This is a genomic window from Algoriphagus formosus (assembly GCF_002807035.1).
Taxonomy (GTDB): Bacteria; Bacteroidota; Bacteroidia; order Cytophagales; family Cyclobacteriaceae; genus Algoriphagus; species Algoriphagus formosus.
Window position 1 is genome coordinate 639,367 of sequence record NZ_NIUC01000001.1, and the last position, 14,121, is coordinate 653,487.

13 protein-coding genes are annotated in these 14,121 nt (G+C 42.5%); 10 read left to right on the plus strand and 3 right to left on the minus strand.

Features of this window, described 5'->3' with window-relative positions; all coding sequences use genetic code 11:
• Window positions 1-220 precede the first annotated feature (220 nt).
• Both hisB and CDH51_RS02880 read left to right on the plus strand, forming a co-directional pair.
• Entirely contained in the window at window positions 221-1,318 is a 1,098-nt protein-coding gene (hisB, locus tag CDH51_RS02875) for a bifunctional histidinol-phosphatase/imidazoleglycerol-phosphate dehydratase HisB (RefSeq protein ID WP_100627165.1), read from the plus strand.
• A gap of 111 nt (window positions 1,319-1,429) precedes the next feature.
• Window positions 1,430-2,227: a tetratricopeptide repeat protein gene (locus tag CDH51_RS02880; protein ID WP_100627793.1), complete on the plus strand. Its 798-nt coding sequence runs from the start codon at window positions 1,430-1,432 to the stop codon at window positions 2,225-2,227.
• Here CDH51_RS02880 and CDH51_RS02885 read toward each other — a convergent pair.
• Window positions 2,224-3,102, minus strand: coding sequence for an ATP-grasp domain-containing protein (locus tag CDH51_RS02885; RefSeq protein WP_100627166.1), 879 nt, complete (start codon window positions 3,100-3,102; stop codon window positions 2,224-2,226). The two genes, CDH51_RS02880 and CDH51_RS02885, sit on opposite strands and share 4 nt — an antisense overlap.
• A 97-nt stretch (window positions 3,103-3,199) precedes the next feature.
• On the opposite strand from CDH51_RS02885, the gene CDH51_RS02890 reads away from it, so the two are divergent.
• Entirely contained in the window at window positions 3,200-3,973 is a 774-nt protein-coding gene (locus CDH51_RS02890; RefSeq protein WP_026945858.1) for a polyprenol monophosphomannose synthase, read from the plus strand.
• Here the strand turns inward: CDH51_RS02890 and CDH51_RS02895 are convergent.
• Window positions 3,930-5,144: an ABC transporter permease gene (locus tag CDH51_RS02895; RefSeq protein ID WP_100627167.1), complete on the minus strand. Its 1,215-nt coding sequence runs from the start codon at window positions 5,142-5,144 to the stop codon at window positions 3,930-3,932. The two genes, CDH51_RS02890 and CDH51_RS02895, sit on opposite strands and share 44 nt — an antisense overlap.
• A 48-nt stretch (window positions 5,145-5,192) precedes the next feature.
• On the opposite strand from CDH51_RS02895, the gene CDH51_RS02900 reads away from it, so the two are divergent.
• Both CDH51_RS02900 and fmt read left to right on the plus strand, forming a co-directional pair.
• The gene (locus CDH51_RS02900; protein WP_394335563.1) at window positions 5,193-6,365 is read left to right on the plus strand and encodes an exo-beta-N-acetylmuramidase NamZ family protein; all 1,173 of its coding nucleotides are present in this window, start codon (window positions 5,193-5,195) and stop codon (window positions 6,363-6,365) included.
• A 230-nt stretch (window positions 6,366-6,595) separates the two neighbouring features.
• A complete protein-coding gene (fmt, locus tag CDH51_RS02905) occupies window positions 6,596-7,513 on the plus strand; it encodes a methionyl-tRNA formyltransferase (protein WP_198514249.1) in 918 nt (305 codons plus the stop codon).
• Between the two features lie 270 nt (window positions 7,514-7,783).
• On the opposite strand, the gene CDH51_RS02910 is transcribed toward fmt, so the two are convergent.
• The gene (locus CDH51_RS02910) at window positions 7,784-8,167 is read right to left on the minus strand and encodes a GxxExxY protein (RefSeq protein WP_100627170.1); all 384 of its coding nucleotides are present in this window, start codon (window positions 8,165-8,167) and stop codon (window positions 7,784-7,786) included.
• Between the two features lie 474 nt (window positions 8,168-8,641).
• On the opposite strand from CDH51_RS02910, the gene CDH51_RS02915 reads away from it, so the two are divergent.
• The 5 genes from CDH51_RS02915 to CDH51_RS02940 all read left to right on the plus strand — a co-directional run bounded on the left by CDH51_RS02915 (window position 8,642) and on the right by CDH51_RS02940 (window position 14,036).
• Complete coding sequence (locus CDH51_RS02915) at window positions 8,642-9,547, plus strand: DUF4412 domain-containing protein (protein WP_100627171.1); 906 nt, start codon at window positions 8,642-8,644, stop codon at window positions 9,545-9,547.
• Window positions 9,548-10,104: 557 nt separating this feature from the next.
• Window positions 10,105-10,608: a dihydrofolate reductase gene (locus CDH51_RS02925; RefSeq protein WP_100627173.1), complete on the plus strand. Its 504-nt coding sequence runs from the start codon at window positions 10,105-10,107 to the stop codon at window positions 10,606-10,608.
• Complete coding sequence (locus CDH51_RS02930) at window positions 10,605-11,390, plus strand: SDR family oxidoreductase (RefSeq protein ID WP_100627174.1); 786 nt, start codon at window positions 10,605-10,607, stop codon at window positions 11,388-11,390. The genes CDH51_RS02925 and CDH51_RS02930 overlap by 4 nt, the downstream gene beginning before the upstream one ends.
• Before the next feature lies 1 nt (window position 11,391).
• On the plus strand, window positions 11,392-12,648 hold the full coding sequence (locus CDH51_RS02935) for a competence/damage-inducible protein A (RefSeq protein WP_100627175.1): 1,257 nt from the start codon (window positions 11,392-11,394) through the stop codon (window positions 12,646-12,648).
• Window positions 12,649-12,734: 86 nt separating this feature from the next.
• A complete protein-coding gene (locus CDH51_RS02940; RefSeq protein WP_100627176.1) occupies window positions 12,735-14,036 on the plus strand; it encodes a dihydrolipoamide acetyltransferase family protein in 1,302 nt (433 codons plus the stop codon).
• The last annotated feature ends 85 nt before the right edge of the window (window positions 14,037-14,121 follow it).

The window sequence follows — 14,121 nt, forward strand, 5'->3', positions numbered from 1 at the left end:
CACATCCTGACTATTTAGGAAAGGATGACTTGTGATTTCCAATTGTCCTGTCTGGATTTACACTAAGATTGTTGTTGATTACGATTTTGCGAGGAGCAGTCCTAAAAAAAAAAGTTAAGTATTCATCCTAGAAAGCGACGAAGCCTGCCTTCCGGAGGGCAGGCAATCTTAAAAGTGCATGATTAGAATTCACAATTGCCATAAAAAAAATTATTTATAGATGAAAAAGAAAGTGCTTTTCATAGACCGGGATGGTACCATCATCAAGGAGCCACCTACTGACTTTCAGGTCGACAGCTTGGAAAAGCTGGAATTTATCCCGAAAGCCATCTCAAACCTTCGCAAAATAGCAGAGGAAACGGATTACCATTTAGTCATGGTAACCAATCAGGATGGTTTGGGCACGGACTCATTTCCCGAAAAGGACTTTTGGCCGGCACAGTTCAAAATGCTCTTAACCCTTGAACAAGAAAACATCACCTTTGATGCCGTGCATGTAGATAAGACCTTTGAGCATGAAAATGCACCTACGCGCAAACCAAGAACAGGTTTACTGCAGGAATACTTCTCAGATGAATACGACCTGGAGAATTCCTATGTAATCGGTGATAGATTGACCGATGTTCAATTAGCAGAAAACTTAGGATCCAAAGCCATCTTCATAGGAGACCATGAGCCAAAAGCGGCGCTTTCTACCAAGGATTGGGACGAGATTTACACCTTCTTGAAAATGCCTCCACGAAAGGCAACAGTCAGTCGAAAAACCAGCGAAACCGATATTCAAATCAGTTTAAATCTGGATGGAAATGGCTATTGCAAGATAAATACAGGCTTGAGCTTTTTTGACCATATGTTGGAGCAGCTTGGCAAGCATGGTTCGACTGACTTGGAGATACAAGTGAAAGGCGACCTGCACATTGATGAGCATCACACCATTGAGGACACTGCCTTAGCATTGGGAGAAGCATATTTGAAAGCTTTGGGAGACAAAAAAGGGATCTATCGCTACGGTTTCCTATTGCCCATGGACGATGCCTTGGCTCAGGTAGCGATCGATTTTGGAGGAAGACCTTGGTTGGTTTGGGAAGCTGAATTCAAGCGTGAGAAAATCGGTGATATGCCCACAGAGATGTTTTACCATTTCTTCAAATCCTTCTCAGACACTGCCAAGTGCAATCTGAATATTAAAGTAGAGGGAGACAATGAGCATCACAAAATCGAAGCAATCTTTAAAGGTCTTGCTAGAGCTATCAAAATGGCAGTGATGCGCGACCCCAGAAACATCAATCAATTACCAAGTACCAAAGGAGTACTTTGATTTTGAGTTGATACTCCCATAACTGGAAGATAAATAGGTTTTTAACATAAATTTGGATTTGAATTAGTACTTGTGCTTTTTCAAATCCATATTTTTTTTGTTTATTTCGGTATGCTACGAAATTTTAAAACTATTCTCGCACTGTCAGTCTTTGTATTTTTTAGCTCCTGCAGATCAGAACTTTATGAAGCTGAAGAACTATTTGACGGAAAACGCTACGAGGAGGCCATTTCTTCCCTGAATGCCTATCTCTTTTTTCATGTGACCGATGTAAAAGCATTCCATCTCCGTGCCCGAGCAAAGGAAGAATTGGGTGATATTCCTGGGGCTATGGAGGATTACGAACGCATTATTCAACTTGATAATCAATACGCTCAAGCCTATGCGGGCATTGGGATCATTCTTTTTAATCAAGAGAAATACAAAGAGGCTGAATTATGGCTACTTCGCGCAGCCAAGACCGATGCTGAAGATTTTAATATCCTTTATCACTTGGGTAGAGCCCTCTTGATGAATGAAAATTACACTCTCGCGGAAGAGTTTTTTCTTAAAGCTAAGGAACTCAATGAAAAGCACCCTCAACTCCACTTTTACACCGGAATGGCTCGAGCCTTTCGTGGGGATGTGCTCGGTTGCGCGGCTTCCTTCAATACCTACGTACAATTAGAACCCAACAATATGGTAGGTCGCTACAATAGAGGTTTTGCTTTGATGCGTGCGGGCTATTTAGAATGGGCTTTAGAGGACTTTGATGCGGTACTTAAGACCGATCCAAACCACACAGAGGCATTGGGTAAGAAAGGCATTTGCCTGGCTCAATTGGGAAAAACTGAAGGATGCAATTACATTCAGCAAGCGGCATCCAAAGGTTCGGATTATGCCCAAAGCCATTTGGATCTCTGCTCTTAAGCCAATTTTGATTGAATAGCCTCCCGATAATTGGGCATGGCTTTTTCACTCAATCCCAAAAACAAATATGGCTCAATCAGCTCTAGCTCCATCAAATAAAACAAGCCATTTCGCATCACACCATCTACTCGGGCGTAAAGCGATTCGCTCGCAAACTCTTTTACAAAGCTAGTGGCTGTTTCCAGCATAGGCTGATCGGGATTGATTTCCTGAATAGTTCCTCCAAAATAATGTTGCACCCGAAAATCTTCCTTCTTCGGAGTTTTTAAAACAGCATGGGAGAATTTCCCATCGAAAAATATCAGGGAATATTCTCCAACCTCAGCTACTTCCTGTACAAAAGGCTGGGCTAAAAATGCTTCATCCTCCAAAAGACCTTGAATTTGGTCCTGCTGGGCAATCGCTTTCTCTAAATCCAGTCGAAAAGTATTCTTTGCTCCCCCACTGACCAAGGGCTTGATGACAAACTCTTTCACCGCCAAGCCATCCATTACTGCCTTAGGGTCAAACTTGCTACCCATTTCCAAAAGCTTTCCAGCTATTACCGGAAAGCCTTTTTTCTCCATTTCCAACAGGTAGGTTTTACTACTGTTCCATCGGATAGTATTCAGATCATTAAAAACCGGGATTTTCAGCGACTCCATTCGATCCATCCACTGCAAAAACTCCGGATAGTAATCGAAATAATCCCATACAGATTTGATCAACAACGCGTCATATTGAGCCCAACCAACCTTTGGGTCCGACCAAGGCATGATTTCATTGTCAAAACCCAAGTCTGAAAGTGTTTTGGATAATATCTGGTCCTCATCGATAGTATTGGCATCATAGGCCCCTGTAGACACGTAACTGACGATTCCGATTTTCTTTTGCATGATAAAATTTTGCTCAAAAGTAAGCTTTAACGATATTTTGTACGGACCGTTCTTCAAAAATCGCCTCGAAGAATTACTTTTGGGCTTTGCTCTACCTATGAAACACCGAAAGCTGGTCATCATTCCTACCTACAACGAGTCCGAAAACATTCAGGACATGGTTCGCACCGTGATGAATTTGGATGGTCATTTCGAACTGCTCGTCATTGATGATGGATCTCCGGATGGCACAGGTGAATTGGTCAAAGGCTTACAAACTGAGCTTGGTGGCCGTCTTCATTTGATCGAGCGAAAGGGAAAATTAGGCCTGGGGACAGCCTATATCACGGGATTCAAGTGGGCCTTGTCCCATGGCTACGACTACATCTTTGAAATGGATGCGGACTTCTCCCATGATCCTAAGGACTTGATCAGACTGTACCAAGCTTGTGCAGAGGAAGGATTTGACATGGCCATTGGAAGTCGGTACATCACCGGAGTAAACGTGGTTAACTGGCCGATTGGTCGGGTACTTATGTCCTATTTCGCCTCAGTCTATGTTCGCTTCATCACAGGTCTTCCCATCAGTGATTCGACGGCTGGATTTAAATGCTATCACCGAAGTGTTTTGGCAGGTATAAAACTGGATGAAATTCGATTTATCGGCTATGCCTTTCAAATTGAAATGAAATTCACCGCCTGGAAGCTAGGTTTCAAAATCAAAGAAGTCCCGATCATTTTTACAGACCGAACGAGAGGCACTTCCAAAATGAGCAAAGGAATTTTCAAAGAAGCGGTTTTTGGCGTGATTTGGATGAAAATCAAAAGTATTTTTTCTCCTTACCAACTCAATCAAAACGAATGGACTGAATCGGGTTTACCCGTGAAATAACAATCACCGGAATCCACAGCACCAAGGCTGTTAAAATCGTGATCCCAATATTCAAACCGATAAAGACAGGCCAATTCCAATCTATCGGCACGTAGCTCATATAATAACTCTCTGGATTGAGTGGAATAAGGTGAAAATAGTATTGCAAGACCCCAATGCCCAATCCCAAGGAATTTCCAATCAGAAGTCCACGTCCCAAAATCCGCATTCCATTCCAAAAGAATATTTTTCGGATCTGAAGATCCCTTGCTCCCAAAGCTTTCAGCAATCCAATCATCTGCGTACGCTCCATGATGAGAATAAAAAGGATGGCTCCCATATTAAAAACAGCTACAAAACCAATTAAAATCAAGAAGACGTACACGTTGGTATCCAGCAACTTAAGCCAGTCAAAAATCTCCAAATATTTATCATCTGAGGGAATTAATTTCAAGTCCAAATCCAGTACATCCTCTATCGAGCGGGTGAGCTCTGTACTTGATTGACCTTCCAAAAAGATCTCTAAGCCTCCTACCTGATCTTCTTTCCACCCATTCAGGTTGCGAATGGTTTGAAGCTCTCCGATGATGATTTTTTGATCAAAGTTTTCTAAAAATGTCTCATAGATCCCAACAACTTCCACCCTGCGATATCGTGGTGGGTCTTGCACAAAGTATAGAAGAATCCTGTCTCCTACCTCCAAAAGCAGACGATTAGCCAAATAGCGACTGATTACAATTTCATTGGATGTGCCGTTCTGAGGAATGCTTAGAAATCGTCCTTCAACCAGGTATTCTCGGAAACCCAAGGTATCAAAGTCACTGGAAACCCCTTTCATCAAGACACCTTCCACTTCCTCTTCCCCTTTCATCAATGCCGCTTTATGGGCTACTTGCTGCACTCGTTGGATTTCCGGGATGTCTTGATAAATCTGAGGATAGTTAGGCTTTAGGGAAAAAGGGTTTTCCTCAAAGGAATTGCTCATCGTAAAGCGCTGCACCTGATAGTGCCCCGTGAATCCATATACCTTATCCGAAACCGTCTTTTGGAAACCTCCCAAAATCATAAATGCGAGGATTGAAACGGCAATTCCAATTCCCAAACTTCCTACGGCGATTTTATGAATCGTCGCGGAAAAACCGCCTGTCCGGCTAAAACTGATTCTTTTGGCAATGAAATAGGAAAGGTTCAACAGAGTGGTTTAATTTGTGAAGACACAGCGCAAATTAGCATGAAGAAGATGAAAAAATTAATCCAATTCGGTTTTTTGTCAATTTTGATCCTTTCAATCAGTTTTGGCTCCACTTCACTTTTTGCTCAGGTACTGACTGGTGCTGAGCGACACGAATTATACCTTCCCATGCTGGAGGGGAAAAAAGTTGGCTTGGTTGGAAATCAGACCTCCATTCTTCCCCAATCCGACAACAAACATGTGGTGGATTTTCTGCTTGAAAATGGCGTTCAAATGAAAAAGGTTTTCGTACCTGAGCATGGATTTAGGGGGACAGCCGATGCCGGAGAAAAAGTAGACAATAGCATAGACCAAAAGACCGGGCTACCAATTATCTCACTCTATGGAAATAATAAAAAACCCGCAGCGGATCAAATTCAAGATTTGGATGTGATCATCTTTGACCTGCAGGACGTAGGGACCCGTTTTTTCACCTACATCAGTACCATGCATTATGTAATGGAAGCCTGTGCTGAGCAAGGCAAAAAGATCATCATCTTTGATCGTCCCAATCCAAATGGAAGCTATGTGGATGGCCCAATACGAAAGCCGGGTTTTGAATCTTTTGTGGGAATGCATCCCATCCCGGTTGTTCATGGACTTACCGTAGGTGAGCTGGCGCAAATGATCAATGGGGAAAAATGGCTAAAAGGAGGAATCACAGCAGATTTGGAGGTAATTCCTGTAGCTAATTGGACGCACAGCCAAACCTACAATCTTCCGATCAAGCCCTCACCCAACCTGCCCAGTGATCTAGCCATAAAGCTCTACCCTAGCACCTGTTTTTTTGAAGGTACCGTGATGTCATTGGGTAGAGGTACCTACGAACCCTTTCAGATGTATGGTTACCCGGACCCGAAGTTTGGAGACTTCACATTCACTCCAGTTAGCATAGATGGAATGTCCAAAACACCTCCCCATCAAGATAAGCTTTGCTATGGCGTTGATCTTCGTGGAGAATCATTAGACCATCATTTTACCCTCAAATACCTACTAGATGCCTATCAAAAATCGGGAATGAAGGAGAAGTTTTTTAATAATTTCTTCAATACACTTGCCGGCACGGATGAACTGAAAAAGCAGATTTTGGCAGGAAAAAGTGAGTCCGAAATCCGAGAAAGCTGGAAGGCAGGATTGGAGGATTTCAAAGCGATGAGAGCGGGGTATTTGCTGTATGAGTGAGGGGGAAGCGTGAAGTAGGAAGGGGGAAGTGTGAAGTAGGAAGGGGGAAGTGTGAAGTAGGAAGAGGGAAGCGTGAAGTAGGGAGAGGGAAGTTGGGGAGTATGGAAATTGAAGTAAATAGTAAATAGTGTGGGAGTGGGAAGCGGGAAGAGGGATGTTAGAAGGTTAGGGAGTTTGGAACTGAGGAGTTTAAAGTTTAAAGTTAAAACGCATTGAAGTCAAAAGAGGAAATGAGGATTATTTATATGGGCACACCGGAATTTGCGGTGCCGGCCCTAGAAAAGCTAGTAGAAGCGGGTTGGAATATCGTGGGAGTAATCACCGCTCCCGACAAACCTCAAGGGCGAGGAAGAAAATTGGTGGGTTCGCCGGTGAAGCAAGCTGCAGAACGTCTTGGACTCCCTATCCTACAACCTACCAATCTCAAAAACCCGGAATTTCAAGAAGAGCTTCGAGAACTAAAAGCTGATCTACAGATCGTCGTAGCTTTTCGAATGCTTCCCGAATCCGTTTGGAGCATGCCGCCATTAGGCACCTTCAACCTGCATGCTTCCCTCCTGCCCGATTATCGAGGAGCTGCTCCTATCAATTGGGCTATCATCAACGGGGAAACTGAAACCGGTGTCACAACATTTTTCCTCAAGCATGAAATCGATACTGGAAGTATCATTTTTCAGGAAAAGGTAGCCATTCTTCCGGAAGACGACTTGGGAATTGTCTATGAAAAATTGATGAATGTAGGATCCGATTTGGTAGTTCGAACGGTGGAAGCCATTTCAAAGGACGAAGTAAAGCCACTTCCTCAGGACGAAAGCAAGGCCCTGCACCATGCGCCAAAAATATTCAAAGAAACCTGTCAGATCGATTGGACTCAATCATCTGAATCCATTCACAATTTGATCCGGGGACTCTCTCCTTATCCTGCAGCATGGACTACACTCCATGATAAAACTTGTAAGATCTTTAAATCCAAATCCCATCCTGAACCATTTCCCGAGCTAAAACCCGGTGAATGGAAAAGCGACGGAAAGAGTTTTCTAAAATTTCAATGTGGAGAAGGACATTTGGAGGTACTGGAGCTGCAGCTTGAAGGAAAAAAACGGATGCACATTGGAGATTTCTTGAAAGGCTACAGACTAGAGAAATAGAAAAATTAATCCTGACCGTTTGAAGGCAAAATTCATCCTATTTCCAACTGAATCACACGGAATATTAAAACCCATCTGCGATCATCTGCGACTTTTTCTGCGAACATCTTCGGGAAACCTATTCTCTTCTCCTGCTGATTTACGCGGATAAAAATTATACCCATCTGCGATCATCTGCGACCTTTTCTGTGACTATCTGCGGGAATTACTATTTTTTCTCCCCCTGATCTACACAGATTTTAAGCGCTGATTTGCGAGGATAAAACAACCTCATTCATGAAAATCATTAACTTTTCTATGAATTGAATTTGAAATATTTTCTGAATTGAAATTCACTAATAGACCAACTTTCAGGTTTGATAACCTTAAATAAGTAATAAGTTGCTTAAAATGTACTTCAGCCAGGTTTTCTACAGATTTAACCTCTACAATTACTTTATTCTCAACCAACAAATCAATTCGATAGCCAACATCCATTTTCAATTTTTCATAAACCATAGGCAATCCAACTTGTTGCCGAACATTTAAACCTAAATTAATTAACTCATAGGCTAAAGCCGCCTCATAACTTGATTCTAAAAGCCCCGGGCCAAGTGTATTATAGACCTTAAAAATTGCTCCACGGATCTGATAGGTTATTTCATTTTCATGCATATCCTAAAATAGTAAAAATTGAAAATTTTTGAACGTAATGCTTAGAAATAAATTATTTTAATCACAAAAATTTAAACATAAAAAATTGCTTATGATTCCATTAATTCAATGGCGACCTGTTCCTCTTTCTAGGGGTGATGTTTTCTTTTCTCACTCTGATTTGTTCAGCTTTTAACCGTTGATTTACACGGATTATTAAAACCAATCAGCCATCATCAACGAGCTTTTCTGCGAATATCTGCGGGAAACACTTTCTTCTCTCCCGCTGATCTACACAGATTTTAAGCGCTGATTTGCGCGGATTATTTAAACCAATCAGCCAACATCTACGACCTTTTCTGCGAATATCTGCGGGAAATATTTTCTTTAAATTGATAAATTAGAATTATAAGATTCCAAAAATTATTTTTTCAATTCCATTGATTTTTCAAGATATTTAAGGTACTACTATTGAACAATTTAAACACTTTGATCATGAAAAAATCACTTTACATTTTTGTTTCATTTTTACTTTTATCCAGTTACACATCAGAAGCTCAGATTCTCAAAAAACTAAAGCAGGCAGCCGAGCGAGGTGCTACAAATGCTTTGGAGAAGAAAACAGAAGAAGAGATCAATAAGCTCGTCCAGCGACAAATCGAAAAACAACTCAGCGCTTGGGGAAGTAATGAATCCAGTCCAATCAATATGGACATGGAATCTATTTTTGCAGGAATTGGCGAACCTGTCGACATCGAAGATAGCTATGAGTTTTCCGGGTATATGACCATGGAGATTGTCAGTACCGATGCCAAAGGAAAAACGGAAGACCCGGTCACCATGAAGACCCTTATGACAGACCAGGAGTATACAGCTATGGAGATAAGTGACCCCGAGGCAAATGAAGGTCTGATGACCATAGTATTTGATTTTAAAAATAGTGCCTCTGTCCTATTCATGGATAATGAAGGTCAAAAAAGCAGCTTTGCTTACAAGTTTGACATGAGTAAAATCGCTGATGAAGATATGGATGAGCAAGTTGAGGATTATGATGTGAGCTTTGAAAAAACAGGAAATACCAAAACTATTTTAGGCTATACTTGTGACGAATACGTCGTCAAGAGCGAAGATGGAGAAGGACATTACTGGATCACCCAAGAGCCCATTGAGGGAGTCAGATCCCTTTGGAGTATGGACAGCCCATTGCTTAAAAACGCCACCAAAGAAAAATATGCCAAGCGATTCGCCAATTTACCCTATGGAGATTTTATGGAAATGAGCTTCACCGAAACAGGAGGAGATACGATAGATATGACCGTCATAGAAATCGAAAAAAACAGTCCCAAATCCCTTACCACTGCTGAATATCCAAATGTCATGGAGAGCATGGGAAAGGATTGAATAACAGATATAAAAACATTCGAAAGGCGGAGAGAAATTCTTCGCCTTTTTTCGTTTTACCTGGATTTTGAATTAGTACCCAAAATAGAGTTTTCCTAGATCGAAAAAGTGGCTGTTTTTCGATACAGTTTGATCATAAACTTGATATCCAGAGCTAAGGGCTTTTTTGCGCGATGGGCCGTCGCAGCCCTGCCTTTGCCGGCAGGCAGGCGCGAGCCAGGCGTTGGCTTTGCGGGAGGAAGCATAGCTGCGACAAAGCCTTTTGGATACTTTTTGGCTAAAAAATATCAATGTAAAATCCGGAAAAAGACAATCTTGATGTGTAAATCGGTAAATAAGCTCTTGATTAACTTATCACTGAACTACCTTTATTTATACCTCAATTCCATCTATCTCCGTGAAAAAGGAGAACACACTTTATACTAACAAAATGAGTTAGCTATTTTACTTTACCTACCAAATTTCATTGAATCCGGGTTTAATATTAGCTAGTCATCAATTCTCATTTTTATAAACCAAGCAATCAAGGTAAATTCAGCCTCGATCAAATAATACAGATGAAGCTTACCCTAATAGCCGCAAAAGCAAAAAACAATGTAATCGGAAAGGAAAATGACCTTATCTGGAGATTACCTGCTGATTTCAAGCGATTTAAAGCGATCACAAGCGGGCATTATATTTTAATGGGGAGAAAAACTTTCCTTTCGCTGGGAAAACCACTCCCCGACCGAACCCATTTGGTCATCACACGAGACCCGAAATTTGAAGTACCTGAAGGACATTTTACTTTTGGCACGATCGAAGATGCCTTTACCTTTTGCAATAAATTAGGAGTAAATGAGCTCTTTATCATTGGTGGTGGAGAGATATACTCGCAGACAATAGCTATGGCTGACAAGCTTATCTTAACAGAAGTCGAGGCCGAACTAGAGGGAGACACTTATTTCCCTGAATTTGATCCAAAAGACTGGAAAGAAGTCTTCCGGGAATATCATCCGGTTGACAGCAGGCATCGCTTTGCTTTTTCCTTTGTGGACTATGAAAAAATCGACCGACCATGAGTCAATCCGTCATTTGGATCACAGGAGCTTCCTCTGGAATTGGTGAAGCTTGCGCAAGAAAATTCTCCCAAGAAGGTCATGCACTTATTCTTTCTGCGAGAAATCAAGAAGCGCTCGAGCAAGTAAAAAAAAGCTGTCAGCATCCAGAACGCATTCAAGTCCTACCTCTTGATCTATCTGATCAGTCAAACTATGATCAGAAAGTGCAGGAAGCCCTAGGCTACTTCGGTCGAGTGGATGTCCTTTTGCACAATGGAGGAATCAGTCAACGATCTCTGATTTCGGAAACCCAATTAGAAGTAGACCGGAAACTCATGGAGGTGAATTTCTTTGGAACGGTGGCTCTAACAAAGGCCATCTTACCCTATTTTATCCAACAGGGATCCGGTCATTTTGGGGTGGTGACCAGTTTGGTGGGAAAATTCGCTTCCCCTTATCGATCCTCCTACGCGGCTTCCAAGCATGCCTTGCATGGTTTTTTCGATACACTGCGAGCAGAGCATGACAAGGATGGCATTCGTGTGACGCTAATTTGTCCCGGATTCATCCGCACGCAAGTTTCTGTAAATGCCCTTACTGGAGACGGAAGTCCTCTTGGCCAAATGGACGATGCCCAAGCCAAAGGCTATCCAGCAGAAAAATGCGCAGCAGAAATCTATGCTGCTATCCGAAAAGAAAAAGAAGAAGTCCTGATCGGTGGAAAAGAAACCTATGCAGTGTATTTAAAGCGCTTCTTCCCCCGTATTTTCTCCAAAATCCTTAAAAACGCTAAAGTCAGATAAAATGCAATTGGTAAAAGCCGAGATCATCGCCATCGGTGATGAGTTACTTTATGGCCAAATCGTAGATACAAACAGTCACTGGATTTCTCAGGAATTGGATCTAGTGGGTGTAAAAGTGGTGCAAAAAACCACCGTTGGTGATAAGCGCGAGGATATATTGGCAGCATTCGAAGCTGCTGAAAAGCGAGCCGATTTAGTCCTAATCACGGGAGGATTGGGACCCACACAAGATGACCTAACAAAGCCACTTTTAGCGGAGTATTTTCACTGCCCAATCAAAGAAGTTCCTGAAGCAGTAGAAGCCATTACAGCTTTTTTCAAGCGAAGAGGCCGGGAAATGACTCCTCTAAATATACTTCAGGGTCACCTTCCCTCCTGCTGCACCTACGTGCCCAATGAGGTGGGAACTGCCCCCGGAATGTGGTTTGAGCGAAATGGAACCTACTGGATGTCCATGCCGGGTGTACCTCATGAGATGAAGAAACTCATGAAAGACTTTGTCTTGCCCAAATTACCCACCCTTTTTGAATTGCCGGTGATCTATCACAAGGTGATCAAAACAGCCGGAATCGGTGAAAGCTGGCTAGCAGATATGATCAATGATTGGGAAAACGCACTTCCTGAAAACATTAAATTAGCCTACCTTCCTTCTTTGGGACATGTCAAACTACGCTTGACCGGCTTTGGAACTAAGCATCAGGAGATACAGCAAGCGGTGGAAAAGCAAATCCAACTGGTACTTCCTCGCATTCAGAAATACGTTTATGGATTCAATGAAGAACGGCTTGAAACAGCCATTGGGAAACTTTTGAGAGAAAGTGGGAAAACCGTAGCTTTGGCTGAAAGCTGTTCGGGAGGATATATTTCCCACCTCATTACAACGGTGCCCGGAAGTAGTCAGTATTTGCAAGGAGCGGTCGTTCCCTACCACAACGAATTCAAGGAAAAAATTCTAGGCGTATCCGCCAAAACCTTGGAAACTTGGGGAGCGGTGAGCGAACAAACGGTCCAGGAAATGAGTAAAGGGGTAAGAGAACTCTTTCATGCAGACTTTGGGATTTCGAGCAGTGGAGTAGCCGGTCCGGATGGAGGAAGCGAAGAAAAACCAGTCGGAACCGTATGGATCGCCTGTGCCGGAAAGGACTTTGTTGAAAGCAAAAAGCTCCAACTTACCCAAGATCGAATGCTGAATATTCAACTGACAGGGGTTGCTGTTTTGAATTTGCTAAGAATCTGCATTGAGAAATATGACAAATAAAATTTTATCTTATCCGTTTTGATGGATGGTAAATAAAATTTAATTTTAAAACTTGATTATAAACCCAATTAAATATCAAAACCAGAATGGCTAGTGTAGAAATGCTCATGCCCAAAATGGGTGAAAGTATCATAGAAGGAACCATCCTTTCCTGGCTGAAAAGCGAGGGAGATGAAATCGAACAGGATGAATCAGTACTGGAAGTAGCAACCGATAAGGTCGATACAGAGGTACCTGCTACTCATGGGGGGATTTTGAAAAAGATCCTGGCCAAGGAGGGTGATGTCATCGCGGTGGGTGCTCCGATTGCGATCATCGAAACTTCAGATGAGGTAGAAGTTCCAGCAGCCGCGCCTAGTTATACGCAAAAAGAAGAATTGGTAGCTGCTGCTCCTGATAACACAGCATCTATTCTCAGCGAGCCTGAAGTGAGTTCTGCAGACGTCTCTAGCGAGGACGGACGCTTTTATTCCCCTCTGGTGAAAAGTATTGCAAAAGAAGAAGGCATCTCAGCCGCTGAATTATCTAAAATTCCAGGCACAGGCAAGGAAGGTAGAGTAACGAAGCAAGACATGCTTTCTTATTTGAAAAATAGAAAAGCTGCTCCTGCTCAGGAAACCGCTGCTGCTCCTGCCCCATCCATTGCAGAACCTAAACCGGTTGCTGTAAGCATTTCAGCATCTGATGAGATCATCGAGATGGACCGAATGCGTAAGATGATTGCGCAGCGAATGGTAGACTCCAAGCGTATTTCTCCTCATGTTACTTCCTTCGTGGAAGCAGATATGACAAACATTGTTCTGTGGAGAGAGAAAAATAAGCATGCCTACAAGGAAAAGTATGGAGAGCCTATCACTTATACCCCTTTCTTTATAGAGGCCATAGCAAAAGCAATCCGGGACTTCCCAATGATCAATATCTCCGTAGATGGAGATAGAATCATCAAAAAGAAAGCCATCAACATAGGTATGGCGGTGGCCCTGCCTTCTGGCAATTTGATAGTGCCTGTGATCAAGAATGCAGATCAGCTCAACCTAGTTGGTATCTCCAAGCAGGTGAACGACCTAGCCAACCGAGCGAGAAACAACAAGTTGAATGGAGATGACCTCGCTGGAGGAACTTATACGGTCTCGAATGTAGGCTCCTTCGGAAATGTAATGGGAACACCGATTATTCCACAGCCTCAGGTCGCAATTATGGCAGTGGGTGCCATTGTGAAAAAACCTGCAGTAGTCGAGACTCCAACCGGCGATGTTATTGCTATCCGGCATAAGATGTTTCTCTCCCACTCCTATGACCATCGGGTTGTAGATGGCTCCCTAGGCGGGATGTTTGTAAGGCGAGTAGCAGATTATCTGGAAGCCTTTGACATGAATTCAAGTTTTTAAGAGCTAAAACCAGGAAAAACATCAGGGATAAAACCACAAAGAGCACCAAGATCAGAAAAGTTATTTTCTCTTGGTGCTCTTAGTG

Excerpts from the sequence above, each read along its gene's own strand:
- CDH51_RS02935 (WP_100627175.1), top strand. The coding sequence starts at position 11,392 with ATGCAATTGGTAAAAGCCGAGATCATCGCCATCGGTGATGAGTTACTT.
- hisB (WP_100627165.1), top strand. The coding sequence starts at position 221 with ATGAAAAAGAAAGTGCTTTTCATAGACCGGGATGGTACCATCATCAAG.
- CDH51_RS02925 (WP_100627173.1), top strand. The coding sequence starts at position 10,105 with ATGAAGCTTACCCTAATAGCCGCAAAAGCAAAAAACAATGTAATCGGA.
- CDH51_RS02910 (WP_100627170.1), bottom strand. The coding sequence starts at position 8,167 with ATGCATGAAAATGAAATAACCTATCAGATCCGTGGAGCAATTTTTAAG.
- CDH51_RS02885 (WP_100627166.1), bottom strand. The coding sequence starts at position 3,102 with ATGCAAAAGAAAATCGGAATCGTCAGTTACGTGTCTACAGGGGCCTAT.
- CDH51_RS02900 (WP_394335563.1), top strand. The coding sequence starts at position 5,193 with ATGAAAAAATTAATCCAATTCGGTTTTTTGTCAATTTTGATCCTTTCA.
- CDH51_RS02890 (WP_026945858.1), top strand. The coding sequence starts at position 3,200 with ATGAAACACCGAAAGCTGGTCATCATTCCTACCTACAACGAGTCCGAA.
- fmt (WP_198514249.1), top strand. The coding sequence starts at position 6,596 with ATGAGGATTATTTATATGGGCACACCGGAATTTGCGGTGCCGGCCCTA.
- CDH51_RS02880 (WP_100627793.1), top strand. The coding sequence starts at position 1,430 with ATGCTACGAAATTTTAAAACTATTCTCGCACTGTCAGTCTTTGTATTT.
- CDH51_RS02940 (WP_100627176.1), top strand. The coding sequence starts at position 12,735 with ATGGCTAGTGTAGAAATGCTCATGCCCAAAATGGGTGAAAGTATCATA.
- CDH51_RS02930 (WP_100627174.1), top strand. The coding sequence starts at position 10,605 with ATGAGTCAATCCGTCATTTGGATCACAGGAGCTTCCTCTGGAATTGGT.
- CDH51_RS02915 (WP_100627171.1), top strand. The coding sequence starts at position 8,642 with ATGAAAAAATCACTTTACATTTTTGTTTCATTTTTACTTTTATCCAGT.